Annotated in this window: 24 protein-coding genes and 1 pseudogene; 9 read left to right on the top strand and 16 right to left on the bottom strand. The window is 64.2% G+C overall.

The window, feature by feature from the left end; translation table 11 throughout:
- Positions 1 to 73: 73 nt before the first annotated feature.
- A complete protein-coding gene (locus ABIC32_RS05350; protein ID WP_295241432.1) occupies positions 74 to 832 on the bottom strand; it encodes an alpha/beta hydrolase family protein in 759 nt (252 codons plus the stop codon).
- Entirely contained in the window at positions 829 to 1,974 is a 1,146-nt protein-coding gene (locus ABIC32_RS05345; RefSeq protein ID WP_354072865.1) for a DUF3182 family protein, read from the bottom strand. The genes ABIC32_RS05350 and ABIC32_RS05345 overlap by 4 nt, the downstream gene beginning before the upstream one ends.
- Before the next feature lie 227 nt (positions 1,975 to 2,201).
- Between ABIC32_RS05345 and ABIC32_RS05340 the strand changes: the two genes are divergently transcribed.
- Positions 2,202 to 2,483, top strand: coding sequence for a SemiSWEET family sugar transporter (locus ABIC32_RS05340; RefSeq protein ID WP_055753660.1), 282 nt, complete (start codon positions 2,202 to 2,204; stop codon positions 2,481 to 2,483).
- A gap of 191 nt (positions 2,484 to 2,674) precedes the next feature.
- Here the strand turns inward: ABIC32_RS05340 and ABIC32_RS05335 are convergent, their stop codons facing one another.
- A complete protein-coding gene (locus tag ABIC32_RS05335; protein WP_354072863.1) occupies positions 2,675 to 4,099 on the bottom strand; it encodes a Y-family DNA polymerase in 1,425 nt (474 codons plus the stop codon).
- A gap of 7 nt (positions 4,100 to 4,106) precedes the next feature.
- Positions 4,107 to 4,862 carry an ImuA family protein gene (locus ABIC32_RS05330; RefSeq protein WP_354072861.1) on the bottom strand — a complete coding sequence of 252 codons (756 nt, stop codon included), beginning with the start codon at positions 4,860 to 4,862 and terminating at the stop codon, positions 4,107 to 4,109.
- A gap of 139 nt (positions 4,863 to 5,001) precedes the next feature.
- Between ABIC32_RS05330 and ABIC32_RS05325 the strand changes: the two genes are divergently transcribed.
- A complete protein-coding gene (locus tag ABIC32_RS05325; protein WP_354072859.1) occupies positions 5,002 to 5,340 on the top strand; it encodes a hypothetical protein in 339 nt (112 codons plus the stop codon).
- The gene (locus tag ABIC32_RS05320; RefSeq protein WP_354072857.1) at positions 5,337 to 5,777 is read left to right on the top strand and encodes a DUF1810 domain-containing protein; all 441 of its coding nucleotides are present in this window, start codon (positions 5,337 to 5,339) and stop codon (positions 5,775 to 5,777) included. The genes ABIC32_RS05325 and ABIC32_RS05320 overlap by 4 nt, the downstream gene beginning before the upstream one ends.
- Positions 5,778 to 5,801: 24 nt before the next feature.
- Here the strand turns inward: ABIC32_RS05320 and ABIC32_RS05315 are convergent, their stop codons facing one another.
- From ABIC32_RS05315 to ABIC32_RS05280, 8 genes are all read right to left on the bottom strand, one after another.
- Positions 5,802 to 6,509, bottom strand: a complete 708-nt coding sequence (locus tag ABIC32_RS05315; RefSeq protein WP_354072855.1) for an SOS response-associated peptidase — start codon at positions 6,507 to 6,509, stop codon at positions 5,802 to 5,804.
- Positions 6,509 to 6,955 carry a hypothetical protein gene (locus ABIC32_RS05310; protein WP_354072853.1) on the bottom strand — a complete coding sequence of 149 codons (447 nt, stop codon included), beginning with the start codon at positions 6,953 to 6,955 and terminating at the stop codon, positions 6,509 to 6,511. The genes ABIC32_RS05315 and ABIC32_RS05310 overlap by 1 nt, the downstream gene beginning before the upstream one ends.
- 1 nt (position 6,956) lies before the next feature.
- Complete coding sequence (locus ABIC32_RS05305; protein ID WP_354072851.1) at positions 6,957 to 7,193, bottom strand: hypothetical protein; 237 nt, start codon at positions 7,191 to 7,193, stop codon at positions 6,957 to 6,959.
- A gap of 163 nt (positions 7,194 to 7,356) precedes the next feature.
- Positions 7,357 to 7,575 (bottom strand): hypothetical protein, encoded by a 219-nt coding sequence (locus ABIC32_RS05300; RefSeq protein ID WP_354072849.1) that lies wholly within the window; start codon positions 7,573 to 7,575, stop codon positions 7,357 to 7,359.
- A 55-nt stretch (positions 7,576 to 7,630) separates the two neighbouring features.
- Positions 7,631 to 8,509, bottom strand: a complete 879-nt coding sequence (locus ABIC32_RS05295) for an alpha/beta hydrolase (RefSeq protein ID WP_354072847.1) — start codon at positions 8,507 to 8,509, stop codon at positions 7,631 to 7,633.
- A gap of 95 nt (positions 8,510 to 8,604) precedes the next feature.
- Positions 8,605 to 9,447 (bottom strand): SDR family oxidoreductase, encoded by an 843-nt coding sequence (locus ABIC32_RS05290; RefSeq protein WP_354072845.1) that lies wholly within the window; start codon positions 9,445 to 9,447, stop codon positions 8,605 to 8,607.
- A gap of 31 nt (positions 9,448 to 9,478) precedes the next feature.
- Positions 9,479 to 10,729: an MFS transporter gene (locus ABIC32_RS05285; RefSeq protein WP_354072843.1), complete on the bottom strand. Its 1,251-nt coding sequence runs from the start codon at positions 10,727 to 10,729 to the stop codon at positions 9,479 to 9,481.
- Complete coding sequence (locus tag ABIC32_RS05280) at positions 10,726 to 11,595, bottom strand: SDR family oxidoreductase (protein ID WP_354072841.1); 870 nt, start codon at positions 11,593 to 11,595, stop codon at positions 10,726 to 10,728. The genes ABIC32_RS05285 and ABIC32_RS05280 overlap by 4 nt, the downstream gene beginning before the upstream one ends.
- A 225-nt stretch (positions 11,596 to 11,820) precedes the next feature.
- On the opposite strand from ABIC32_RS05280, the gene ABIC32_RS05275 reads away from it, so the two are divergent.
- The 6 genes and pseudogenes from ABIC32_RS05275 to ABIC32_RS05250 all read left to right on the top strand — a co-directional run bounded on the left by ABIC32_RS05275 (position 11,821) and on the right by ABIC32_RS05250 (position 19,988).
- Positions 11,821 to 12,729 (top strand): AraC family transcriptional regulator, encoded by a 909-nt coding sequence (locus tag ABIC32_RS05275; RefSeq protein WP_354072839.1) that lies wholly within the window; start codon positions 11,821 to 11,823, stop codon positions 12,727 to 12,729.
- Positions 12,730 to 12,900: 171 nt separating this feature from the next.
- Positions 12,901 to 13,313: pseudogene (locus tag ABIC32_RS05270) on the top strand (site-specific integrase).
- Positions 13,314 to 13,417: 104 nt separating this feature from the next.
- Positions 13,418 to 14,227, top strand: a complete 810-nt coding sequence (locus tag ABIC32_RS05265; RefSeq protein ID WP_354072837.1) for a sigma-70 family RNA polymerase sigma factor — start codon at positions 13,418 to 13,420, stop codon at positions 14,225 to 14,227.
- Positions 14,196 to 15,206 (top strand): FecR family protein, encoded by a 1,011-nt coding sequence (locus tag ABIC32_RS05260; RefSeq protein ID WP_354072835.1) that lies wholly within the window; start codon positions 14,196 to 14,198, stop codon positions 15,204 to 15,206. The genes ABIC32_RS05265 and ABIC32_RS05260 overlap by 32 nt, the downstream gene beginning before the upstream one ends.
- Positions 15,207 to 15,293: 87 nt before the next feature.
- Positions 15,294 to 18,641 (top strand): TonB-dependent receptor domain-containing protein, encoded by a 3,348-nt coding sequence (locus ABIC32_RS05255; RefSeq protein WP_354072833.1) that lies wholly within the window; start codon positions 15,294 to 15,296, stop codon positions 18,639 to 18,641.
- Positions 18,642 to 18,725: 84 nt separating this feature from the next.
- A complete protein-coding gene (locus ABIC32_RS05250) occupies positions 18,726 to 19,988 on the top strand; it encodes a ComEC/Rec2 family competence protein (protein ID WP_354072831.1) in 1,263 nt (420 codons plus the stop codon).
- 94 nt (positions 19,989 to 20,082) lie between these two features.
- On the opposite strand, the gene ABIC32_RS05245 is transcribed toward ABIC32_RS05250, so the two are convergent.
- The 4 genes from ABIC32_RS05245 to ABIC32_RS05230 all read right to left on the bottom strand — a co-directional run bounded on the left by ABIC32_RS05245 (position 20,083) and on the right by ABIC32_RS05230 (position 25,298).
- The gene (locus ABIC32_RS05245) at positions 20,083 to 21,558 is read right to left on the bottom strand and encodes a S41 family peptidase (protein WP_354072829.1); all 1,476 of its coding nucleotides are present in this window, start codon (positions 21,556 to 21,558) and stop codon (positions 20,083 to 20,085) included.
- Positions 21,555 to 21,938: a hypothetical protein gene (locus ABIC32_RS05240; protein WP_354072827.1), complete on the bottom strand. Its 384-nt coding sequence runs from the start codon at positions 21,936 to 21,938 to the stop codon at positions 21,555 to 21,557. The genes ABIC32_RS05245 and ABIC32_RS05240 overlap by 4 nt, the downstream gene beginning before the upstream one ends.
- An 80-nt stretch (positions 21,939 to 22,018) precedes the next feature.
- Positions 22,019 to 22,930, bottom strand: a complete 912-nt coding sequence (locus ABIC32_RS05235) for a helix-turn-helix domain-containing protein (protein ID WP_354072825.1) — start codon at positions 22,928 to 22,930, stop codon at positions 22,019 to 22,021.
- 841 nt (positions 22,931 to 23,771) lie between these two features.
- Complete coding sequence (locus ABIC32_RS05230; RefSeq protein ID WP_354072823.1) at positions 23,772 to 25,298, bottom strand: ShlB/FhaC/HecB family hemolysin secretion/activation protein; 1,527 nt, start codon at positions 25,296 to 25,298, stop codon at positions 23,772 to 23,774.
- Positions 25,299 to 25,341 lie beyond the last annotated feature (43 nt).

Here is a 25,341-nt window from a genome sequence, read left to right as displayed (position 1 = left end):
ACGAAGGCGGCGTAGCGGCTAGGGCGGCCTCGGTACGTGCGTCTGCGCTGGGCCCTGAGCGCTGGCGACAGGCTCACCGATAAGACCGGCGGCTCGCCCGCACCATTTCCTCGACCCAGTTGATCAGCAGGGTGGCGTAAAGGCGCTGATGGGCGGGATCGCGCATCGCATGAGTCGCCTCGGCGATGATCCTGTGGCTGAACGAGTTGGCGTCCTTGAAGGCGGCCTGATAGGAGGCGATAACTTCGGGCGGAATGCGATCGTCCTTGCCAGACTGCACGATGAGAACGTCGCCCTCGAACGCGGCGCAGGCCGAGAGCGCCTTGTCTTCCTGCGGCGTTCGCAGTTGCTGTCTGTAGGCGCGCACCGCGTCTTTATCGAGCTTGGCCTTGGGCACGTCCCAGTGGGCGTCCGGATAAAGCGCCGGGACACGTAGCGCCAACCAGCGCACGTCTCGTATGCTCGTCAGCAGAGCCGACAAATAGCCTCCGTAGCTCGTGCCGATCACGCCGATCGCACCGGGATCGATCAGCGGCTGGGACGCCAAATAGTCATAGGCTGCGGTGACGTCGTCCAGGCCGTTCTGCCGGGTGACCTCGTCTCGGCTCGCATCGCTTTCGGCATGGCCTCGAAGGTCGAAGGTGAAACAGATGCAGCCCAGTCGTGCGAGATCCTCGGCCAGGCCCAGATCCTCTTCCTGATCGCCGCCCCAGCCGTGAACAAACAGAAAGCCCGGCACAGGGGCTTCGGGCGTCAGAAGCGTGCCGGTCAGCTTCTGTCCGTCGACAGACAGTCGGACCCGCCCTTCCTCGACGTCGTCAGGTTCAATCACGCTGTCCTCGTCACATATTTCGTCATCGGCCCGACCTTGGGGTCCTCACCCCGGAAATAGACGACGTCCTCCGGTCCGACATCGGCGAGGCCGTACACTTCGACCGTGGCGGTTTCGACGGAGGTCAGCGCTGGCGACGCCACGAAGGCCTCAAGGGCGGCGATCTCGGCGCCCGTCGCGCCGCCGACCCGCCAGGACTGCTCCAGCACGCCCACACGCCTTCGCCCGCGTGCATCTTTGCCGGCGAGGACATCGTAGTTCCGGCGGGTCAGGACCAGGTCCGGATAGGCGCGCTGGGCGGCGTCGTCGAACACGGCGGCGCAACGCACCGCTTCCACCGCCTCGGGGGTCAGTCCGAGGTGGGTCAATCGATCGAGATCGCCCCTGACGCACCTCAGTCGTGAACCGCCGTACACCTCGCGTCCCTTGTGATCCGTCGTTTCCCGCTGATCGCCGACATAGCTGATGCGCAGTCCGCCGACCGACAGGGTTCCAACGCTGTAGGTTTCCACGCCGAGCAGGTTTTCCTCAAGGACGACGCCGAAGGCGGCGATTTGCGCTTCGTCCTGATCGGCGATGACGGCGACGAGCGCCTCAGGCGTTTCGACGACCGTCTGGCCCAGCCCTGCCTTGGCCAGAACATCCTTGACGCGGACAGGCCCGGTCTCGAGGAGGCGCCGACCAGCTTCGATCGCGTCGGCGACGCAGAAGGCGGTGTAGCCTTCCAGAGCCGCATCGCCCAGACGGTCGGCCATGGTGTTGGACCAGCCGGCCGGGCAGGTCGCGGACCGATCGATCAGGCCGTGGGTGATCGCCTTGGTGGCGATGAAGCGGTGTGGAACGCGGCCGCCCAACAGATTGCCAGCGGTGAAGACCGTGCGCGAGGTCATGTCTTCTCCGATCAGGGTGTCGCGAGGCACCAGCAAGACGTCGGGTCCGACGTCTTCCGCGTCTTCAACCACATCAATGATCGGGAGCCGCAGAAGGCGCGCCAGGCGAGAGACCAACATCGCTCTGGACGCCTGATCGTGCAGATTGCCCGGATTGTGCCCGTCCGGATCGAACAGCGCGATGCCAGCAAGGGCGGCCGCGTTGGTGAACGAAGGCATCGGGGCGACGCCCAATGGATTGACGATGGTCATGGCGATCAACGCTCCCTGCCGAGGGTCAACCCCAAGAGCGAGCAACGGTTCAGCACGCCAACCCTTCTTTTTGCGGCCCCCCGGAGTGTCGTTGTCGGGAAGACAGGCCGACGCCGGACGAGGCAGAAATCAGGATTGAAAACGTCCTATGCCAGCGCGGCTTTACCACTGTAGAGGTGCGTTATCGCGCACAGGAACGGTGAGCCAGGGGGCGTCGTTGCCTATCCATGAGCGACCTGACAGCCAATATCGTGGGTACAGCGGCGGCGGTCTGCTCGATTACGAGCTTTGCGCCCCAAGCCCTCAAGATTTGGAAAGAGCGCGACGCGTCTTCGGTCAGCCTTAAGACCTATTCGCTCACCGTTACCTGTTTCATCCTCTGGGTGGTCTATGGCGTCATGACCCAGGCCTGGCCGGTGACGGTGTCAAACAGTTTTGCTCTGGTCATGGCGGCGTGCGTCCTGATCATGAAGTGGCGATTTCGCGATGGCGATCCTGACGAGCATTAGGTCGTATCGACCGGCTACCGCCTATCCCTCGCCTTGCCCGTGCTTGTCAGAGTGGCCTGGTCAAACCGGTATTGCTGAGGAGAGCCATGCAGACGTGCTAGTTGTCCGACCAACAAGCGGCAGCAATGGACGATCGGTCAGCAATTCCTAGACAGCGCGGACCGCTCGAGATTGACCCCGGTCGAAAGGCGTCAGCCGAAGAGCCCGTGCAGCCACCAGCTGAGATCGCCGGTCTGAGGCTGTTCGCCATCGCCGCGTCGAAAGACCCAGAAGCGGTGCCCAGCCTCGTCTTCAAGCTGGAAATAGTCGCGCACCGCATCGCGTTCGCCGTCGCGTCGCCACCATTCGCCGAAGATCCGCTCAGGACCGTCAGCGCGCGTGACGCGATGACGAACGCCGCGCCAGCTGAAGGCGACCGGCGGCTGATCGGGCAGGAGCGCGACAGCCTCGATGGCTTCAGGACGGGCGAGCAAACGCGAAGGGCGCGGCCAGCGTCGCGTCCAGGTTTCCGGCACCGGCGGCGCGGTCGGCGGCAGTTTGCGGATCGAGCGTTCGGGGACGTCGCTCTGCGCGGGGGCCAGTCGATACAGGTTCTGCGGGCCGAGACGATTGGCGAGCAGATCGACGAGATCGCCGATGTCGGGCGTCGCCGGACCGCCCAGATCGTCTGCGTTCGGCGACCAGTCCAGCGGCAGGACGACCGGCGCCGCCAGGACCATAGCCTCCACGCCGAGACCAGGATCGACGGTTTCGATCTTGTCGCACAGCAGGCGTGTGAGCCGCGCGACATCGCGGACGGGGCGCGCCAGGCCGACGCGGATGGCTTCGGTCCGGTTGTCGATCCGTTCGAACCGGAGGTCGAGCCGGGACGCGCCAAGCCCTTGAGCTTCGAGCGCACCGCTCAGGGCTTCGACCAGTTTCAGCGTGTAGCGGGCCAGGGTCTCGGGCGCGCCGATCGGCTCGGCGAAGACCCGTCGGACCTGGATCAACTCCGGGGCGTCGATCGGGGTGATCGGCTCATGGGCGCGGCCGTAGGCCTGATCCAGGCGACGGATCAGCTCCGGCCCGAAGCGCAGGGCCAATGGGGCGCGAGGCTTGGCCTCCAGTTCGCCGATGGTGTCGATCCCCAGACGCCCCAAGCCATCGACCATGTCGGCGGGCAGGCGCAAGGCTCGCAAGGGCAGGTGACGGACGGCAGGCCCCCCGCGCGCGACGATGATCGTCGGTTCGGCGAGGTTGCGGGCCAAGGCATTCGCGGCGCCCCAGGTGTCAGCGAGGGCGGCTCGGGCGTCCAGACCAACAGCGGCGGTCTGGGCGATCAGATCCTCGAGCAGGCCCTCATCGCCGCCATAGCGGTGACCGGCCCCGGTGACGTCGAGCACCAAGCCGTCCGGCGGGTCGGCGGCGACGATCGGCGCATAGCGGCGCAGCGCCCAGAGGGCGAGCTGGTCCAGAGCGGCCGCATCCCCGGCGGGGTCGAAGGAGTGAACGACAAGATCGGCGACGAGGGCTCGGGCCTGGGTCGCGGCCATGCCGGGATGCAGACGATGGGCGCGGGCGGCGGGGTCGGCGGCCAGCACCACGCGTTTGCGGCCCTGGCGCCCGATCAGGACCATCGGCGTATCAGGCGATGGCGCGTCGGGTCCAAGCCGGCGTCGCAGCCGATCGGTCGGCCAGGTGGGGAGGTAGAGCGAGACGACCCGTCTCATCGCAGGCTTCCAGTTCGAAATCCGCGCAGGCTCCGGCGCGGCAGCGGATCAGTTCGACAAACCAGCGCGGGCGGCCGACGCCGGGCACGGGCAGGGGGGCGGAGGGCAGGGCGGTGACCCGCCAGCGGGTGGCGGCGGCGGTGGGCTGGCCGAAGTCCGCCGCCTCGGCCTGACGACGCCATCGTCGCACGGCCAGACCAAGAGAGCCCGTGTCCTCGGCGACCAGCTGCAGCCGCCGGGACGCCGTCATGGACAGGCGGGCCACTTCGCCCACGACGGCGCCGAAGCCGCCGTGACGCAGGCCGTCCTCGAAGGCGGCCAGCAATCCGGCCTCGTCGCCGGCCTCCACATAGATGACCCGGTTCGAGGACAGCCCCGCCTGCTCCAGCGCCGGCGCGAACAGGTCCGGGCGGGTCATACACCAGAGCACCGGCCCGTGGGTGCGCGCTGCCACACCGGCCGCAAACAAGGCGGCAACGGCCCCGTGAATGGCCCCGTCGCCGCCGCCAGCCACCTCATGCAGCGCGCCGAGCGCCAAGCCGCCGGCGGGCAGCCGACGATCGAGCGCGGCCAGGCCGAACGGCAGCACGCCGCCAGGCGGACGTCGACCCGCCTCGATGCGTGCGATCTCCGCGCGGAGCGCCTGGAAGGATGGGGGGGCGGCGGACATATTCTCCTGAAACCGACTGCGAGCTGAATGTTCCGTGTTTGTTCTTATTCGAGCGTGCGAGAGTCAAGCCGGATCGCAGGGGCGCTGTGGATCGCCCTGTGGGCGGCGCCCATCCGGCCCGCTGCGCGTTAGCTCGACGATGACGCAGCCCCTCCGATATCCCACGACCCCCGACGGCCGGTACTTCGTGGTGCGAGGCCGGCTGTGGCGGTGCTCCAATCCTGCTCTGTCGGCAGAGGCGAGGGACGATCTGGTGCATGATCTGATGTCGGCGCGCCGGGCGGTGCGGACCGCCCTGGCGGCTGAGGATACGAATGCTCTGGCGGCAGCGAGGCGCAGCGTCGACAAGGCCAAGGTGGGACTGGGCGAGCGGGGCCCTGTGTGGTGGACCGACGGCTCGCCGGATCTTAATCGCCACATGGTGAGAAACACCCCCTATGCGGACTGGTTCGCCAGTCTGGGCGAGACAGGCGAATGACGACAGCACTCGACCGTTTCGTCGTGGCTCAAGACCCTGTGTTCGAGACGGCGATGGCTGAGCTCGCGGCGGGTCGCAAGACAAGCCACTGGATGTGGTTCGTCTTCCCCCAGGCCCGGTCTCTGGGACGGTCTTCGACGGCCGCCTTCTATGGCATTGGATCGCTCGAGGAGGCGGAATCTTACCTAACTCATTCGGTTCTAGGGGAGCGGCTTGCCCGCGCCGCCCTGACCGCGACCACGGCGCCGGCGGCCTCATTGCATCAGCTGTTCGGATCGCCCGACGATCTCAAGTTCCGCTCATCGATGACCCTGTTCGCCGCCGTGGCGGCCGATCCGACTGTGTTTGAGGCGGCGTTGGCGCGCTGGCACCTGTCGCCTGATCCGTTGACCGCAGACCTTGTATCGACCGCGAGGACGGGACCGGATCGTCTCTAAACAACTGCCGGATTTTTACGCGGTTCAGGCGTCGATACCTGACAGAGCGCCGTCGGGCAGCGGGCGCTGAAGCGCCTTGGCCGTCTCCCACGGCGCCGTCATCCAGGCCTCGATCTCGTCGGGCTGTGTCAGGATCACCGGCATGGCCTTGGGGTGAACCGCGCCGACCTCCGCGTTGGGTTCGGTCGTCAGGAAGGCGAAAACGTCGATCGTCTCCATGCCGGTCTTGATCTTGCGCACGCTTGTGTGGGCCTGAAGGTGAATGCCGGCGAAGAAGGCGAGGGGCTCGGGATCATCCCCGGCGAGCTTGAACCAGACGGGTCGGTATTTGCCGGCGGCGTCCCGACCTGGTTCGCTGAAGGCCGTGAAGGGGACCAGACAGCGCGACGCTGGCGACAGATGCGGGCGCCAATGGCTGGAGCTGGTGTTGCGAACGTTGGTCGTGCCGCTGTCGGGCTCGAACTCCAGGATTTTCTGAAAGTCCACCTCGCCGCCCTTGGCGCGCAGCTTGTCGGCGCGCCTCGTCGCATTGTCGAAGATCATCTTTTTGGACGACGGCATGCCCCAGCGCGCCGAAGCCAGAATGCGCTCTGCGCCCTCCCAACGCACAATCGGCGCGGGGTAGTCGGGATAGACATCACCCGGCGCGAGGTTGCCGACGGTCGACTGCATGGCGTTCGCTACGTCCAGTATGGCCTGGGGACCCGAGCGCTGGCGGTACAGGTTGCACATCAGGCCCTGGCCTTTTTCAGATCGGCAGCCAAGGATTTACGGTCCGCCTCATAGGTCGCCTCCGCCTCCTGACGCGCCTGGCTTAGCGCGGCCTGTTGTTCTTCGAAATCAGTCCTTACCGCCTGATGGCGTTCATCCAGATCGGCCAGCGCCGTCTTCAGCTTTTCGATCCTGGCGGCCCTCGTCTTGGATTGTCCCGGAGGTTTGGCGGATTTGGCCTTGTCGATCTTGCCGACATCGATCGCGAGGCCCCGCTCGATGACCTCGCCCGGAGAGACCATGGCAGCCTCGTAATCCGGTCCGCCGGAAAGTTGGCTGGCTAGGCCGGTTGCGAACAAATCCTGCTTTGAGCCCCAGGCCTCCAACGCCTTGGTTCGCGAGGTGGTGGCGACGGTAAAGGCATGGAAACCGTCGGACCAGGTGAAGACCTTCAGCTTGGCCGCCATCTCAGTCGATCAGTCCGCGACGCTGCATGTCTATGATGATGGGATCGGTCAGCGAAGCGATGACCTCCATGTCGAAGGTGTCCTCCGCTTCCGTCTGATCGGCAAATGAACGTGGTTGGTTCTGGCGCAGTGCCGACAGCCGCCAGGATGATTGGGCAACCTGCTGGCGGGCCAAATGTTCGATGTGTTGGAGTCGAACGCCGGCGCGTGATCTGATGAGAGTCTTGCTTATCGCCATCAGTCTGTCCTCCCAACCGAACCCTGACACGCAGGCCGGCGAATGTGGAGTCGCGACCGTGTGGAGATCGCGTTCGAGCGCCATCGCCAACAAGGTTAGGCGTCAGCGCTCCAGCTACGTCTGGCCTTGACTCTTAGCTGACTTCCGGAATGTCGGGTCTGAGCTATGCCGTCAGATCGCGGAAAGCCGGACGAATAATGGGTAGGTTCCGGTCCACAAGTTCCTCTCCTACGGCCCAGTTGAACACGGCGGCGAGATTTTGGAAGTAGGTGTTGACGGTGGTCGGGGCGATGCGTTCGCCGCCGTCTTCGTCGGCTCGGTCGGCTGCCTCCAATAGAGTCAGGCCCGGATAGCGCCGCGTGGCGAACTTCGGAACGCACACTCAATGTCGTGCTTCTGTCACTCACCCAATGACCGCTACTGGCGCATAGCGGCCCTCATCGACTACTCAGTGTGCGACTGAAGAAATCAGCCAGCTGCCCGATAGCGACTGCAACCGGTTCCGCCTTGTAATAGAGATCGTAGTGACCGGCGCCCTCGACAACGAAGATCGCTTTGTCCGTCGCGGGCGAAAGGTCGTGGAGCAGGACGCCGGCTTCGTACTGGCCTGTGGCCCCTCTGCGGCCCCCTACGATTACCTGCAGCGGAAGGGTCAGGAGTTCGGGGACCAGATGGAAGCTGTCGAAGCCGAGTATCTCTCCGTAGCTGGTGAAGAGCAGGCGGTTCGTTGAGTTCGGATGTCGAAACTCCGATTCGCGGTAAAAGGCGATCGCTTCGAGAATCTCGGAGTCTGTGACGCCTACCTCTTCAGCGTACTTCAGGCTGTCGGGGATCCAGGGGTCCCTTCTCACTGGTTCGCCGTGTGCCTGGGCGGTTCGCTGATGTGCGACGGCTTCCAAGGTCTCCTCGACGTCCACCATGCGCCGGAAGGCCCGTCCGAGGTCGCTCGCCACGACGGTGCCGAGAGCCTTGAAGCGCCGCTCGGTCAGGGCCGCCTGGATGGCATAGCCGCCGCCGGCGCAGATGCCGAGCATCCCTAGTCGATCATCGTCCACGAACGACAGTGTGGTAAGGAAGTCGATGGCTGAGTGGATGTCCTGGGTCCGGGCGGCGGGGCTTTCCAGATCCCGAGGCTCGCCGGCACTTTCACCCTGATAGGTCGGGTCGAAGGTCAAGGCGACGAAGCCGTGCTCCGCGAGCCGGGACGCGTAGATCCCGCCGATCTGTTCCTTGACGCTGCTGCCCGGCGTCGAAAGCACGAGGGTGGGATAACGGCGGGTCTCATCGAAGTCCGGCGGCAGATGAAGATGGCCCACGACGTCCAGTGCTCGATTCTTGAAAACTACGCGTCTCAATTTATTCGTTCCTGTTCAATTCATTCGCTGCCCGCCTGCCGAAGCGCCGTCGGCGATCATCCGATCCCCCCGTTCGCGAAGATGACCTGGCCATGGATCCATGCCGCATCCTCCGTGCAAAGAGTTGCGATGACCGAGGCGATGTCTTCCGGCAGACCGATCCGGCCATGCGGCGTCATGGCGGGAATGCCGGCCAGGGCGGCATCGCCATGCTGGCGCAACAGCTGGGTGTCCACCGCGCCGGGCGCCACCGCATTGACCGAGATGTTCCGGCCCACGAGCTCCTTGGCGAGGGCGCTGGTGTAGAGGTCCTGGGCGCCTTTGCTGGCGGCGTAGGCACCCGCGCCTGGAGGCCTTTGCAGGGTGATGCTCGAGCTCAGGCTGATGATGCGCCCCCCGTCCCGGGTGCGGTTGGCCGCTTCACGCAGCACATTGAAGCTGCCCTTGATGTTGGTGGCCATCATCCGGTCGAAGGCATCGTCGGTCATCTGTGCGAACGGCGCGACGTTCATAGCGCCGGCGTTGTTGACGACGACATCGAGGCCGCCGAAGGCCTCCTGATGCGCATCGAACAGGGCGCGCACCGCTGCCGGATCGGCAACGTCCGCCTGGCGATAGATGGCGCGCCCCCCGCCGGCTTCGATCTCGCGCACGACTTGGGCGGCGAGCTCGCGGTTGGTGAAATAGTTGACGGTGACGGCGAACCCGTCCCGCGCCAGGCGCTTGGCCGTCGCGGCGCCGATTCCTCGAGACGAACCGGTGACCAGGGCTGTCCGCCCGGCACCGGAGCTGGGATGGGGCGACGTCGATGCGCTTTGGGACAAGGCCGATCCGGCGGTGAAGGCGGCGGCTCCCGCGGCGGTGATCGCCAGCAGGCTGCGGCGGTTGGTGTCGGACATGGAAATCTCCTTATGAGCGAGAGGGGAGTGATCAGGCGAGGCCCATGCGGCGGCCCGCCGCCATCAGCGCAAGCGCGGTAAGGACCGAGCATGCGGGACCGATAAGCAGCCCCAGGGCCAGACCATTCGCGAGACCGACACCGGCCGCATTGTCGCTGATGAGGCCGACCAGGACGGGAGCGAGGGCCGGCCCGAACAGTCCGGACGCGACCAGGCCGAGACTGGAGGCGAGGGCCTCCTTGCCAGGGCCAGCGATCCGGTGGCCCGCGCCGAACACCCACGGCAGGAGGAAGGCGAAGCCGAGCATGGCGGGCACGAACAGGGCGATCGCCATCCAGCCGGCCGAGGCGAACAGGGCCGCCGTGGTCGATAAGGCCCCCATGACGAGCATGGCCGCCGGCGCCAGGAGAGGGTGGCGGGCGCCTCGCCGCACGCCGCGATCGAACATTCGACCGCCGACCAGGGCGCCTATGACGCCGGTCAGGCCCTGCAGCAGGCCGAAGGACAGGCCGACCTGGGCCGTCGTCAGACCGTGCGTGCGGATCAGGAAAGGGGCGGTGAAGGTATAGAAGGGCGCGGTGGCGAACCCCACGGCCAGGGCTCCGACCATCAGCCAACGGAAGGCGGGCACTGACAGAAGGCGTAGGGCCGAGCGCACGTACGGCTCGGTCTGTTCGGCCGGACGCCTCAGCGGCGGCGTCGGACCGGCCGTCAGCCAAACCAGCAGGGCCACGGTCACGCCGAGAGCGCCGGCGCCGATGAAGGCTGCGCGCCAGCCGAAGGCCTCGTCGATCAGGCCCCCGCCGATAAAGCCGATCATGGTGCCCAGCGGAATGCCCATGGCGAGAAGGCCGATGGCGAGGCCGCGCCTGTCCGGTCCGATCCGGCGGGCGATCAGGGCATGGGCGGACGGCGTGCCGCCGGCTTCCCCAAAGGCGACGCCCAACCGGGTCATGGCCAGGACGACGAAGCTCCCTGCCAGGCCGCCCAGGCCCGTCATCAGGCTCCACACGAGCAGGCAGGCCAGGAGCACGAGCCTTGGCGATCCGCGATCCGCCGCTCGCGCGAGGGGCAGGGAGAACAAGGTGTAGCACACGGCGAACGCCAGACCGGTGATCAGGCCGATCTCGGTGTCGCTCAGACCCAGTTCGGTGCGGATGGACTCCGCCAGGATGTAGGGCAGGATTCGGTCGATCTGGCTGAAGATGCTGACAAGGGTCAGGACGACCAAAAGGGCCCAGGCACGGGGACCCCGCACGATCTCTGCACTGGCCGCGCTCATAGGAAGCGCACGCCGGTGAGCTCTTCGGACGCGGCCCAGAGGCGCGCTGCGGCGTCGACGTCGAGCGCCGCTGGCGGAATGCGCGCCTCGGCGGGATGGCCCCGGGTCTCGGCCAGTCCGTTCGGCCCGTAGTATCCGCCCGGCATCGCGCGAGGATCAGTCGCCGCATACAAGGTCGGCAAAGCGCCCTGCGAAGGCGGTTGCATCATCACTGCCCGAAAAATGCGATAAACCAGGGGAACGCGACGACCTGCGCCGGGCGCATTGTCCAGCAGTTCGGTGCTGGACAATGCGCCCGGGTGGGCACCCAGGCTGGTCACGCCCCATCCCAGCGCCGTGCTGTGTCGCTGGAGCTCCAGGGCGAACATCAGGCAGGCCAGCTTTGACTGGGCGTAGACCGCCATCGAGTCGTAGGCCTTGTGGCTCGCCTGCAGGTCGTCGAAATCAATGGCACCCTGACGGGCAGCGACACTCGACAGCGTCACCACGCGTGACCCGCCGGACGCCTTTAGAAGCGGCATCAGCTTTCCGGTCAGCGCGAAATGCCCCAAATGATTTGTGCCGAGCTGGAGCTCGAAGCCGTCGGCGGTCTCCATGCGGCGTACGGGCCGCATCACCCCCGCGTTGTTGATGAGGATATCCAGCCTCGACAACTGGCCCGACAGACGCTTGGCGAAGCCATCGATGGAGTTCAGGTCCGCGAGGTCCAGCGCTTCGAACCGAATCTTGGCCGAAGGAACCTCACGCCGAATGCGGTCGACGCTAATCGCGCCCTTGTCCGGGTTGCGGCTGGCGAGGATTACGTCGGCCCCCGCCCTCGCCAACTCAAGCGCGTCTTCGAACCCTAGGCCGCCGGCGCCGGTCACGACGGCGGTTCGCCCGTTCTGGGGGGGAATGTTACGGGTCGTCCAACGGGTCATGGCTTCGGGTGTCCTTAAGTCCGGGGTCTGTCAGCGTCCCAAGCCTGTCGCCCGAGCCTCATCTTGCGAATGTCAAAACCCGCAGGTTTTTTGCCTGATCCTCCAGCCTGTGTTGGCACCCGCACCAGCCTCGACTACGGTGTCACCATCGTCCATGAAGGAGCCGCCGAAATGTCGAACCCGCTGACGACGGCCATCTGCGCCCTTCTGGACGATCAGGGGATCGTCGATGGCGCGTTCGAAACTCCGGTGCCGGGATTTCGCGTTTTGAGGACGCATACGGGCGTGCCGCCGCGCCACATGGGCTATCGACCGTCGCTCTGCGTCGTCGCCCAAGGTGCCAAGGAAATGCTCGTCGGCGATACCACGGTCACCTATGGCGAGATGCAATGTCTGGTCGTGACGATCGAGGCGCCCGTGCTCAGCCAGATCGCCCTAGCGTCGCCCGATCGGCCTTTCGCGGGATGCGTGCTCAATCTGGACCCCGACATCCTGTTCGACGTCGCGTCTCGTCTTGAGAAGACACCGGCGCGCGGGGCCTCGGACTTCGGCATGACCGTCACCGACCTGGACGATCGGATCACATCATCCCTCATCCGACTGTTGGAGATCGCGGACCAGCCGGATGCGGTCGAGATTCTCTATCCGGGTGTGATGAGGGAGATCGCCTACTGGCTGCTCACCGGACCGGCCGGTCGAAACATCTCCCGGATGGTGCTGCCGGACGGCCCTTCGCAGAAAATCGTTCGCGCCATCCACCATATGCGCGATCACTTCGAAACTCCGCTCAGCGTCGCCCAACTGGCAGGGACGGCGGGCATGAGCCCCTCGGCCTTCCACCAACACTTCAAGGCCATGACCTCCATGGCGCCGCTTCAATATCAGAAGCACCTGCGGCTCCTGGAAGCGCGCCGACGCATGCTGACGGACGGAGAGAAGGCGGGCACCGCCGCTCACTCGGTTGGCTACGAGAGCGTGTCCCAGTTCAGTCGCGAATATGCCCGCATGTTCGGTTCACCGCCCAGGCGGGAGACGCAGGCCGCCCGCGCAGCCGCCGCCGAGGGTCAGTCGGTCCATTAAGGCGTCCTGATGCATATGCGCTTCCGCAGGCCACTGGGATCAGCCTCAGCTTTGCGCCACGTCGAAAATCGGCTTTCCGGTTTGAGATCAAGGTCCTCTGTCGCCTCGGGAAAGATGCAGATGGCGTAGATTGGGCCACGGACAGGGAGGCGACCTCAATGGAGGTTGGCCATGCGCCAGTCTGACCTGTTCAAGCAACCGAAGCGCCCATGGAACGCCGGCCGTTTGATCGGCCCAAAAGCGCCGCTGAAGCCGAAGCACATCTGGGCCATCGACAGCAGTTGAAGGTCTCGAAGAAGATTCGTGACCTTGCGATGTTCAACTGCACCCTGGATGCCAAGCTGCGAGCCTGTGATCTGGTTCGGCTCCGGGTCAGTGATGTGGCTCCCGGCGGCGCGCTCCGACAACGGTCGATCACTATCCAGCAGAAGACCGGAAGGCCGGTGCCGTTCGTCTACGAGAAGCCCGGCAACCTTCGCGCCTGTCAGCTCTTGCTCGGCCACAGGAAGCTAGAGAGCATCGTCAGGTACCTCGGCATCGAGGTGGGCGACGCTCTGGAAATGTCAGAACAAATCGACCTGTGACCCATGGCTGACCCCGAAAGCGGGCCCGGCCATCATCGCCTAAGGATCGGGAGCGGTCCTTCAGCGGGCCCTCGACAGAGGGTCCGCTTCCCCCCGCGGCGGCAATGTCCGCTCTTGGCGCATTGCAGCCGCAGACAGTGATGGTGACCAGCGTTGGCTCGATGAAGCTGAAGTTTCCCAGAAGCCGAGGAGCGTTTTTCGCACTCGTCTGTTGGCTAGCTTTCGCGGTGTCGCTTTGCAAGACGTCACGCGTCCGTCACGCCGTCGTAAAAACCGTCGTCTACCGGTCCCGCTTCTGGGGATCGGCTGCAATGTTCGTTTTCACCAAAGAGAAGACGCGGTGGTTTTGCCGCCATGTTTTGCCTCACGAGCCCGGATTGCGGAGCTGGCTCGCGCGAAAACGCTACGCAGGCATCGATGTCGACGACGTAATCCAGGAAACCTATACCGTTTTGGCCGCGCGCGAACACGTGGGCGACATACAGAACCCCCGCGCTTACATTTTCCAGGTGGCTCATTCGATCGTCGTGCGCCACGTTCGAAGAGCCAAGGTGGTATCGATCCAGGCGATCGAGGAAATGGACGGGTTCGATCCGATCGATGGGGCGGCTTCGCTTGAACAGTCGCTCATAGATCGTGACGAGTTGCGGCGATTGGCTGAAGCGATCGCCGCCATGCCCGGCCAAACGCGCCAAGCCTTCATCCTTCGCCGGGTACACGGTCATACCCAACGCGAGATTGCGCATCAGATGCGACTGTCGGAAAGCACGGTCGAAAAACACATCGCGCGAGGCGTTCGTTTTCTGATTGATTGGTACGCAGATGGCGGAAAAGGCGCGTCCCAACGCTCTACAGATTTGAAGATGGAGAAACGCGTCCCCCATGGTCGCACGAGACACAAGTCAGGCCATTGACGACGCCGCAGCGGCTTGGGTCGCGCGGGAGGATCGGGGGCAGCTGTCGGACGAAGATCAAGCTGCGCTGGACGTGTGGCTGCATGCGGATCCCCGCCATGCCGGCGCCCTGTTGCGGGCTCGCGCCATAGGCCTGAGCAGCCAGGCGGCCTCGGCTCTCGGCCGAGATTTTGATCCAAGGCGATTCACCAGCTCCACACGGCGTCCTCCCGTGCAACAGAGCCTATCGCGTCGCCAGTTGATGGCATGGAGCGGTGGAGCGGCGGCCTGCGGCGCCACAGTCGCGGCTGTGGGATTCACCCTCACAGCGCCAACGGCCTACGCGACCGAGCGTGGACAGATGCGTCTAGTTCCGCTGCCCGATGGGTCCACCGTTGTCTTGAACACAGCGTCTCGCGTGACCGTCAGCTATAGCAAAACAAGGCGTCTGGTGCGGTTACTTGAAGGGGAGGCGGACTTCACCGTCCTCGGCGATCAGGGCCGGCCCTTTGTCGTTGAAGTTGGCCATCGCCAGATTGAAACAGCAGAGGGCGGTGGTTTTCGGGTTCGCAAGCTTGGACAAGAGCCGATCGACTTGTTGGTTCATCAGGGTGTTGTCCAGATCGGCGACGACCAGATCGGCCGACGCGATGTGTTGCGGTCGGACACGCAGATCATCCTCGGGAGCGGAAGAGACGGGCGCCGAGACTCCTTGCCGCGTCATGTCTCTCCGACCGTAATCAACAGAGAGTTGGCTTGGCGCGAGGGCAAGATCGCATTCGAGGGCGAAAGTCTGGAACAGGCGGCTTCAGCTTTTCAGCGCTACAGCAACTTGCGGATATTGATCGCCGATCCGACGCTGGCGCGCGAACCCGTGTCAGGCCTTTTTTCCGCCAATGATCCGGTTGGTTTCAGCCGAGCCGTCGCCGATCTCTTTGGCGCCCCGATAAGGGTGGAGCGAACTCGCGTAGTGGTCGGCCTGCCGCAGGCTCGCGCATAAAAGTTTCATGACGGATGGCGGAACCCGATCCGCCCAAACCTCTCCCCGATCATAGGTCGCCTCTCAGCGGCTCGGGGAAAGATCATAATGTCTCACAAGGCTCTTCTCGCCTGCGGCTCAGCCGTATTTGTCGTCTGCGCGTTTGAGCAGGCACAAGCGCAAACTCGCGACTTCAGCATTCCTGCACAACCGGCCGTGACGGCCATTCCCGAGTTCGCCCGGCAGGCGCGGATCCAGGTTGTCGCGTCCGCGCGCGATTTGGAAGGCGTGCGCACACCCGCCATCATAGGCGAACTGAAGGTGCGTGATGCGATGGAGCGACTTATCGCAGGCTCCCCTTTGCGGATTGCGGCCGATACAGGCTCACTCATCACCTTGCGCTCGGTCAGAGCATCGGCGGTGGGCGTGGTGACCGGGACAGTCTCGGATCCCGCCACCCGTGACTATTTGCGCAACGCGGTCGTGAAGATCGACGGCCGCCAGGTCGCCATCTCGGGTGAACGGGGCGAATACCGTGTCGTTGGCGTTCCCGCAGGGGATGTGGAGCTGACGATTGAGTACACAGGTTACGTCCCTGCTCGCACAGTAGTCCGTGTGCCTGCCGGAGGCGTGGCGCGGAGTGACGTTGAATTGCGCAGTTCCCTTTCGGCGGCCTCCGATCTCTCCGCTACCGAGGTCGCCGAAGTCGTTGTCGTCGGAGCACGAGAGGGCGACGCGCGCGCCATCATGGAGCAGCGCGCCTCCATGAATATCGTCAACACATTGTCGGCAGACAGCTTTGGCGAAATCGGCGACGGCAATCCAGCCGAATTCCTGAAGTATATGCCCGGCGTGGATTTTGACGTCGTGGCTGACGATGTGCCCCGCAACATCTCCCTGAGAGGCTTGCCGTCTCGGTACACCGGCATCACCGTCAATGGCCGGTCATTAGCTGGCGCTGACGCGAATACAAGCACGACCTCGCCAACATCGCGCCAGTACAGTTTCGAGCAGCTGGCGCTGACGGGGATCGACACCATCAGCGTTTCCAAGACGACCAGCGCTGACATGGACGCCAACGCGCCCGCCGGGACGATCGACATCCGGACGCGCAAGGCTTTCGATCGCCGCGGGCGCAGCATCACTGTGCAGTTGGGCGCCTCGACCCACACCGGCCTTTGGGATGATTATCAAACGGGTTGGCAGGAAGGCGGCTATGGCGACCGCAAGTTTCTCCCCATGGCCCAAATCACCTACGCCGACGTTTTTCTGGGCGGGCGTTTGGGCGTGACGGCGGGTCTCAGCGACTCCACCACGCTGATCGAACACGTCCAGACCACGGCGGGTCGAAACTACATACCTACCGCTGTCAGTCCCCAGCCTTATGCTGTGACATCGATCGGCAGCGCCTTCTATGACCGAGAATACAATCGCAAGTCCGCGACTTTTGGACTGGACTTCAAGGCCGCTGACAATCTGATCCTATCGCTGATCAGCACCTACAATCGCGGCGACATCGAGCCCAGCACCTTCACGCCGACCTTCACGACGCTGGCTCGCACCCGGGGTGTCGGCGGCGGCGGCGACCCTGCGCTCGACTTCACCACCAATGCTGCCGCGACATCGACCACTTTGTCTCTGGCCAACACCTTCACCTACAAGGTCGGCGAGACCACCAGCGTCATTCCCAGTTTCGAGTGGTCGGGCGCTCGCTTCCGCGTGGACGGCTATGCGGCCTATTCGGACTCCAGCAGCCGGTATGATTCAGCGGCTCGGGGTCAGGTTTCGACGTTGCTTAACGCTTTGGAAGCGCGTGGCAACTTCAGTGCGGCGCGCAGCAACCTTCTCGATCAGGATTGGAAGATCCAACAGGTCAGCGGTACTGACTGGGCCGATCCTGCCAGCTTCACGCTCAGCACGGTCAATGGCTCCAACCGACCGCAAATCCGGACCACTTCTGGATCCTCAATCCAGGCCGAGATGCTGGGCGGAGGGCTCAATCTTGAGTTCGATACGACGTTCGACCGACTGCCTGTGACCTGGAAAACGGGCGTGAAACTGGCCCGCAACACCTACGATTACGCCAACAACAGCGAAGCCCTTCAGTGGATTTACGGCGGCCCGCTGACCAACACCGAATTCCTCCGGGCTGTGCAAAGCAGCAATCAGGCCTCGTTCGCCAACAGCGGCATAAGGGTCAGAACCCTGTCCGGGAACGGTCTCTATATGCCGAGCCTGACGAAGATCTACGACATGATGCAGGCGAACCCAGGCCAGTGGACCAACGCGGTCACGGCAAGCAACTGGTACAACGCCAACATCGTCAATACCCGCGAATACGCGGAAGACATCGGCGCCGCCTATCTGATGGCGACGGCCGAACTCACGGAGCGCCTGACGCTACGGGCGGGTTTGCGAGCTGAAGAAACAACAGGCCGAAGCGCCGATTTCGATCCTCTGAGTGCGCCAGAGGTCATCAGAGCGGGTTATGCGGTCAATGCCGCGACTGGCCGGGCCACCACAATCGCCGGCCTAGAGTATCAGTACCTGACGCGCCCTAAGGTTGAAAGGGAAGGGCGGTATACAGACGTTTTTCCAAGTGCATCGGTCCGCTACCGGTTCGACAACAATATCGACTTCATCGTCGGTTACAGCCGGACCATTCAAAGACCTGACGTCAGCTTGCTTGCGGGGGTTTGGTCGACGTCTTTTACCGAAGAGGGCGTCGTGGTTACGGCCCCAAACCCCGAACTGAAGCCGGAATATTCGGACAATGTCTCGGTTCGGCTCGTTAAATATTTCGAACCGGTTGGTCTGCTCGGGGTCAACTACTATCGGAACCGCATCAGGAATGGGATTATATCGCGCAGCTTTACAGCCCAAGAGTTCGGTTACGAGGGGACGGAATACGCCGACGCCACTTTCGAGTCTTACACGAACCGGTCTGATCAAGAGGTCGGCGTCAATGGCTACGAACTCGAGTTCAACCACGCCATGGATTATCTGCCTGGACCGCTGCGGGGTCTGTCGGTGCGTGGGTCGTGGCTCTACAGCGATCCTGACGTCGTCCAGGAGCGCGTCTCCACCCAAGTTCGACAATTTGGTTTGAGCTGGCGCCAAGGGCCGGCGCGGCTGAATCTGAACAGTGTATGGTCCAATGAGAAGGACCGCGGCCAGACCGGCAACATCGCTACGCCCCAAGGCGTCATCACCCAGTCCCAACCCTTCATTCCCTATCTCGAGGTGAATATCTCGGGCAGCTACACGCTGATCAAAAAGACCCGGGGCAGTGTCATGGGGCTGGAGGCCTATTTCAGCGCCAACAACATCTTCGGCAATCATCGCGGCACTTGGTACGACAACAGCGAGATTTGGCCGGGATCAAAGGGTCACCATAGCCAAATCGATATCTACAGCGGACAGAAGGCCACCGTCGGTTTCCGCGCTCGCTTCTGATCTCGACCGCCGGTCGTGCGGGCGTCGACGCCCCAATCCCAAATCTCCGCAACAAGGCGCGATCGAGCGACCTTCGAGGCCAAGATGACACTCAGACCCGTTTTAGCCGTCGCCGCTCTTGTCGTGGGCTTCGCCGTCCCCGCCTGGGCGCAAAGCATCGATCCCGCTATCGGCGCACCGCTGAGCCCATGGCGGAAGGGCGAGATGGACATTCATCACATCAATACGGGACGAGGGGAGGCCCAGCTGCTGATCCTGCCTGATGGCACCAGCCTTCTCGTCGACATGAGTGGCAAGACCGTGGAACGGCCGCCCTTCTCGCTGCCTACACGGCCTGACAGTTCGCGCGCTCCGGGTGAATGGGTGGCGCGCTATCTGCAGCGCGTCCTGCCCCCGTCCGCACCGGGAATCGATTATGCCTTGATTAGCCACTTCCACGGCGACCACATGGGCGCGATCGTGGATAGCTCGCCGTGGGCGGCCAATGGCGCCTATCGGCTGAGCGGCATCACGGAAGTCGCAGAGCATCTGCCGATCGCAAAGGTGATCGACCGCGCTTGGCCTGACTACGACTATCCGAGGCCGATTTCGGACCGCACGATGACCAACTACCGCACCTTCTTGGCTTGGCAGACCGAACACAATCATCTTCAGGTGGAGCGATTCCAGCCCGGGCGCGCTGATCAACTGATCCTGGTGCACGACGCCCACACCTATCCCCAATTCCAGATCCGGAACCTATACGCAAACGGGGTGCTCTGGACCGGACAGGGCGCGGCTACGCGCGCTTTGTTCCCTGCCTCTGAGACCTGGCCTGAAGACGACCAGCCGGACGAGAACAAGTTCAGCATCGCGTTTCGCGTCAGCTACGGTCCGTTCGACTATTTCACTGGCGGCGACCTGTCTTCGATCAATGAGGAGACAGCGGCCACCCCGCCTGCCTGGGGGAATGTGGAGCCCTTGGTCGGCCAGGCTACTGGACCGGTCGACGCCATGAAGGCCAACCATCATGGCAGCTGGGATTCCAACAGTATTCCATTTCTGGCGGCGCTTCGTCCCCGGGTGATCGTCATCGGGTCTCGGGCCGATGGGCATCCGTCGGTGAACACCTGGAAACGAATGACCTCGCAACGGGTCTGGCCAGGACAACGCGACATCTTCGTCACCAATGTCTCGCCGGCGACCGCCACCACGACCTACGGCATAGCCGAGACGGCAAAGAGCACTCAGGGCCACGTGGTCATCCGCGTCAATGAGGGCGGCGACAGCTTTCGCGTCTTCGTGCTGGATGACGCCACTGAAGATATGACGGTGAAGGCCGTTTTGGGTCCCTATCAGAGCAGGTGATCGAGCGGCTCAGTGATTCCCGTGAGATGACGCCACGTCGGAGGCTGGTCCCGCCATTTTCCAAGCCTGGTCTGACGCGAACCCGTCGGCTAGATCAGGCCAGCGCCGCCTCCATCACCGGATCGCGCCCTCTTGCGATCGCCTCGGCCGTGCGCGGGATGGTGATGTCCGGCTGAATGCCTGTATCCGGCTGGGGCTGTTGCGGGAATGTACCGATCAGCGGCAGGTCGACTTCAAGGCCGGTGGCGGGTAGCCGCAGGAAGTAGAAGGCGCCGCCGTTGATGCCGCGCCGATTGCCGCCTGTGGTCTCGCCCACCAGCGCGCCCAGCCGCTCGCGCTGGACCATTTGCGCGAAGCCGAAGGTGGCCGAACTGTTTTGCGGCCCGATCAAGACGCGGACCTCGCCAGTGAAACGTGGCCCCTTGGGCTCGATCACACCGCCTTCGTCGGCGCTTCGGGCCAGGCACAGGAAACGATCATCATAGGGCTGGGCGTCGTCGCCCCAGTCGTCGAAGCTGCGATCCCAGGTATCCAGCGCGGGACGCAGGTCGTCAGGGATGCGGCGATAGCGCACCAGCCGCCGCGCCGTGTCCGGCACGATGGGCCGGTCGATCAATCGCGCCGCCAGCACGTCGCCGCAGTCCAGCCCGCCCTCATTGGCCCGAATATCGATGACAAGCCGCTGAACGCCCTCGGCCACCAGCGCGTCCATCCGGGCATTCAGCCAGCCCGCCCAATCCCAATCGCTGTTGTACAGGCCCCAGCCCGGCATGGTCAGCACCGCCGTCGGACCTCGCCCCTCCATCGTCCAGGCGGGGGTGTCGTCGGCGGCCTCGATCACCGGCGGCCGCTGGGCCCGTCTTGCTTCCAAGGAGATGGCCTCCACCTCAGTTCGGCGCGTGCGACCGTCTGCTCCGACCACCTCCAGCGCATGGCGGGCACGCGAGCCGAACACCAGGGGGTAGAAGACGTCGAAACTCTCATAGCCGTCCTGCCCCTGGACCGACATCAGCTGACGCCGCTTGCCGTCATTGCCGCCGTCGGCGCGGGCCACGGCCATCAGCCCGGCCAGAACCTCGCCTACGGGACGTCCGTTCAGCCGGACGATTTCGCTACCCGGCGCGATCCCCGTTCCGGTCGGATCGGCCGTGACGATCATGCGGTCGCCCAGCCAAAGGAACTGGAATGGCAGCCGGTCAGGGGTTTCGAACAGCCGCGTCTGCACCCCCCGCGACTGGTTGTAGAAGTTGGCGTAGGAATGCCCGCACCGCAGCGCCGCCAGAAACCGCGACAGCCGCAGATAGAAGGCCTCCAGCGGCTGGGGCGTCGCGCTGTCCGCCTCCAGCCGGTCGAAACCGGCGGCGATCTGCTCTGGCGTATTGTAGCGCAGCAAGCCTGGATGCAAGGTCTCATAGGCGCGACGCAGCAGCCGCAAATCCTCGCGCATCGCGGCGGGCGAAAGCGTCTCAGCTTGGGCCAGAGCCCTGACCGGTCGGGACAGGGTGCTGGCCGCCAGTGTCGCTATGCCTGCGCCCAGCAGGTGACGGCGAGAGAGGGCGGTCCCGATCACTGACGACCACCCGCCAGTTCGACCTCGGCTCCACGCGTCAGCTCGTTTGACAGTCCATCCAGATACCGCGTCAGCCCCTCGCCATACTGGCGCAGTTCAGCCGCGCGCTCGGCTGTTTCGCCTTCGCCCAAGACGGCGAAGCCGGCGGTCATGTCGCGAGCATAGGCGTCGATCTCAGGCTTCAGGGTGGCGATGCGCCGGGCGATTGCCTGACGCCGCATCTCGAGCCGGACGGGCAGGGCGATGTCGGCTTCGATGGCCTCCACTGTAGCATCCAGGATCTGCTCAAAGCGGGCGGTGCGCACCTCCAGTGCGACCTCGCGCGGGTCCGTCGGCTCGGGCGTCAGCAGCAGGGCGGATGTCAGGGCAAGGATCAGCATGGTCGGGCCTCCGGTTGTGAAGTCGCCCACCCTGACCCCGTCGTCTGGACCTTGGCGTCCCAGATCATGGCTGCGGTGATTTATTCACGATCTGACACCTGCGGCAGCCGAGCCGCACCGGCGCGATAGGCCTGCGGCGTCTGGTCGAAGCGGTTGCGGAACGCGCGGTTGAAGCTGGCCTTGGAGCTGAATCCCGCCTCCAGAGCGAGCGTCAGCACGGAGGCCGTCGCGCCCTGGTCCATCCGTTTCGCCACCGCCTCGCTACGCAGGTGGTTGACGAAGGTCGAGAAGTTCACGCCCAGCCCCTCGTTGATCGCCCGCGACAGATAGCCGGTGTTGGTGCCTAGCCTCGCGGCCAGCGTGGTCAGGCTCAGCTCCGGCTCGGCGGCCCAGCCTTCGCGCCGAACGGTGTCGGCCCAGGCGCGGCCCTGCGCGCTCCAGTCGCGTGCGGTACTGACCGTCGAAGGCGCAACTGCCGTCAGCGCCTCCAGGGTCGGATAGGCGACCCGCGTCTGACGCCAGCTCTCGACCGCCAGATAGACCGCAATGGCGGCGAGGCCCGAATACAGCCCCATCAGCCCGCGATACCCCAGCGGCGCGATCGCGTCCCAAAAACCGTACACGGTCCAAAAGGCTGCCAGCACACTGGCCGCCGCCATGGCGCGGTTTAGCCAGCGCAACGCGAACTGTGCATCGTCGCTACGCTGCTGGGCGAGCGCATGCCGATAGGCCGTGAGCAGACGAACCATGGCCAGACCATAGACAAGGAAGCTGATTGTCAGCGCCAGCGTGAACACTGGCCCTGTGACTGGCAGGCTGAGGTCGGCCCAGACATTCTTGATGGTCAAGGGCAGAGCGAAACCTACCGCCTGCCATGCGAACTGTACTCCGCCGGGGATCAGGTGCCGCCAGCCGCCGTCTGGCCACCGCCCTTGTGTCAGGGCATGGGCATACAGATACAGCAGAGGCGGGGCCCACAACGGATTGGCCACGGGCAGAAACGTCAGCCACCGCCATTTGTCGTAGGCCCCGGCGTGCGAGGGCAGTTGATCGCCCGCGAAAGGGTTAGGTAGCGGCGGGCTTCGGCTCTCAAGGCATGGGCAGCGAAGGGCATTTTCCACAAACTAGGTTAGAGCCAACTGTTTCGAGCGCTGCCGCAAACTTCTCAAAGCTGGAGACTGACCACGTTAAACACCCGTCGACCGCCGCAAGCGATACAAGCGCGAAAAGCAGACATCATAGGCAAGTGCCGGGACCTGAATTTGGCGTCTTCAGGGCGAGCCCAATGCAGTATTTAGCTCTCATACGCGCCCGCCTTCAGCATAAGACAGCGTCGGATGTCCGCAGCGGGTCAATTAGCGCCCATGGATTTCGACCAGAGGAGGAGATATCCAGTGTCAACAAGCTGCGGAGCGACCACAGCGAAAAGTTTTCAGCTTCTTCCACGGCGGCACACTTACGAAAGAGTTCTAAGGCCGTTCTCAAACGGGATCCATCTAGGTCGCCTTGACAGACAGTCCGAAGGTCTGAGTCGTGACGTTTAAAGTGCCGGGGTTTCGGGCGTGACGGATCAACTATGCCAGCATAGGACTACGCATGGTATCGTTCGAAGATCTAGCCACCGGCAGTGACATCCACATCTGCACGCCGCTGAGCGGAGCAATTCTTATCCAGCCTCGGCCGGGCTTCGAGCAAGAGTTTGATGCTCTAGTCACGCATCTCTATGATGTCGTAGATCGAAATTATGCCATCCTGCCTAAGACAGGGTCCGCAGGCCTCTACGCATCGGCTGAGGTCATGTTGGTGAACTGACGCGGATACGCCGTCAGGTGCCTAAAACTGTTTCGACAATGATGCAAACACTCGCCAAGCCTTGTCCGATTGGGTGTAAGGGGTGCGGGACAGGGGTTTGGCGAACTCGATACGCAGGGTGGTCTTGCGGTCGAAGGTGATGCGCGAACCGACGCCGGCGGACGTCAGCTGTTCGGACCAGTCGCGACCGGGCGTCTTGTTCCACACCTTGGCGGTGTCGAAGAAGGCGAAGGCCTGGGCGAAGGTGATCAGGTCGCCTTTGGGATCATATCCGATCCGCGCCTCGATCATCCCGGCGACGGCCTTGTCGCCGCTGGCTTCGCCATAGTCATACGCCCGGCCATAGGTCGGGCCGCCGACGAAGAACTCTTCGGAGCTGAGCAAGGCGTCGTCCGACCATTGGCCTGAGGCCTCGACGTAAACGCCGACATACTTGCTGAGATCGCGATAGGCGCTGACCTGGGCGTTGACCTTGAAGAACTCGCCGGTCCCGTCGTAGCGCGTATTCAGCGGCGAACGCTCGGTCGTGGCGCCGAAGGCGTCGATCCCTTTCGACAGCTGTACCGAGCCGGCCATCCAGCCGGGGCTGGAACGCCGCTGTCCCGCCATGGATACCCGCGCCACGGTCAGGGTTTCGTCGGCGCGACCCGTGGCGACGTAGTTCTGTTCGACGCGACGGACATCTAGCCCCGCGTTGAGCCAGAGGTTCTTGTCGCGCGAACGGACCAAAGGATGCGAGAGCGTGACCGAGGCCATGCGGCTGCTCCCCCCGACCCAGCCCGATGCGTTCTGAAGCGGCGCATCCGTCTCATAGCCTGATACGCCAAAACGGATGCGGCCGCCTCCGGGCGCGACGACAGAGTAGGACGCATCGACATAGGTGAGTTCGTCAGGACGATCCGGCACTGTCAGCACGCCCAAAGTGATCTGGTCGCCGGCCATGAATGTCGAGTTACGCGCCCCGGAAAGGTAGACCTGCCACGGACCCTGCGTTTCGGAACCGCGATTGTCGACATAGACGCCGGCGCTGCCCGAGGTCATTGCCGTCTCGACCACCAGGCGGTGTTGGGCCGGGTCGCCGATGATCGGCTCGATGCGGCTGGTCAGTTTGACGCCGGGCACGTCGGACGCCAGGGACAGGCGGCGATCCAGTTCGCCGATGGTCAGGGGGCGCTGGTTCACCAATGGCTTCAGGATCGGTTCGACGGCGCGTGCGCCATCGCCGGTCAGTTTCATTTCCGAGATATAGCCCTCGAACACGACGATGCGGGCGGCGCCGATGGCGGGGTCGGTCTCGGCGACGACAGCGCGGGTCAGAAAATATCCGTCGTTGCGATAACGCGCGGTGATCGCATTGGCCGACTGCACCAAATCATCCACTGAGACGCGCCGCGCCAACTGCTGGTCATAGGTGTCGGCGAGATCGGCGAGTGGATAGGCGCTCACCCCCTGGATCAGCATGCTGGTCAGGATCAGACATCCGGCGCATCCGGCGTCCGGCGTCGAGGCCGGCTCAGCGTCCGCGCGAACCGGTCCCGCGACAGCCATGGTCAGCACCGCCACCATCCCCCACAGGACACTGATTGTTCTT

Origin of the sequence: Brevundimonas sp. 1080 (genome assembly GCF_040545985.1) — a bacterium.
In the GTDB taxonomy this organism is placed as follows: domain Bacteria; phylum Pseudomonadota; class Alphaproteobacteria; order Caulobacterales; family Caulobacteraceae; genus Brevundimonas.
Note: the sequence above shows the minus strand (reverse complement) of the source record. Positions and strands in the feature narration are given on the sequence as shown.

Coding starts and splice junctions, on each gene's coding strand:
- ABIC32_RS05285 (WP_354072843.1), bottom strand. CDS start 10,729: ATGAGCGCGGCCAGTGCAGAGATCGTGCGGGGTCCCCGTGCCTGGGCC.
- ABIC32_RS05340 (WP_055753660.1), top strand. CDS start 2,202: ATGAGCGACCTGACAGCCAATATCGTGGGTACAGCGGCGGCGGTCTGC.
- ABIC32_RS05260 (WP_354072835.1), top strand. CDS start 14,196: ATGGTCGCACGAGACACAAGTCAGGCCATTGACGACGCCGCAGCGGCT.
- ABIC32_RS05255 (WP_354072833.1), top strand. CDS start 15,294: ATGTCTCACAAGGCTCTTCTCGCCTGCGGCTCAGCCGTATTTGTCGTC.
- ABIC32_RS05240 (WP_354072827.1), bottom strand. CDS start 21,938: ATGCTGATCCTTGCCCTGACATCCGCCCTGCTGCTGACGCCCGAGCCG.
- ABIC32_RS05310 (WP_354072853.1), bottom strand. CDS start 6,955: ATGGCGGCCAAGCTGAAGGTCTTCACCTGGTCCGACGGTTTCCATGCC.
- ABIC32_RS05325 (WP_354072859.1), top strand. CDS start 5,002: ATGACGCAGCCCCTCCGATATCCCACGACCCCCGACGGCCGGTACTTC.
- ABIC32_RS05250 (WP_354072831.1), top strand. CDS start 18,726: ATGACACTCAGACCCGTTTTAGCCGTCGCCGCTCTTGTCGTGGGCTTC.
- ABIC32_RS05320 (WP_354072857.1), top strand. CDS start 5,337: ATGACGACAGCACTCGACCGTTTCGTCGTGGCTCAAGACCCTGTGTTC.
- ABIC32_RS05305 (WP_354072851.1), bottom strand. CDS start 7,193: ATGGCGATAAGCAAGACTCTCATCAGATCACGCGCCGGCGTTCGACTC.
- ABIC32_RS05275 (WP_354072839.1), top strand. CDS start 11,821: ATGTCGAACCCGCTGACGACGGCCATCTGCGCCCTTCTGGACGATCAG.
- ABIC32_RS05230 (WP_354072823.1), bottom strand. CDS start 25,298: ATGGCTGTCGCGGGACCGGTTCGCGCGGACGCTGAGCCGGCCTCGACG.
- ABIC32_RS05335 (WP_354072863.1), bottom strand. CDS start 4,099: ATGGTCCTGATCGGGCGCCAGGGCCGCAAACGCGTGGTGCTGGCCGCC.
- ABIC32_RS05315 (WP_354072855.1), bottom strand. CDS start 6,509: ATGTGCAACCTGTACCGCCAGCGCTCGGGTCCCCAGGCCATACTGGAC.
- ABIC32_RS05345 (WP_354072865.1), bottom strand. CDS start 1,974: ATGACCATCGTCAATCCATTGGGCGTCGCCCCGATGCCTTCGTTCACC.
- ABIC32_RS05330 (WP_354072861.1), bottom strand. CDS start 4,862: ATGTCCGCCGCCCCCCCATCCTTCCAGGCGCTCCGCGCGGAGATCGCA.
- ABIC32_RS05290 (WP_354072845.1), bottom strand. CDS start 9,447: ATGTCCGACACCAACCGCCGCAGCCTGCTGGCGATCACCGCCGCGGGA.
- ABIC32_RS05265 (WP_354072837.1), top strand. CDS start 13,418: ATGTCCGCTCTTGGCGCATTGCAGCCGCAGACAGTGATGGTGACCAGC.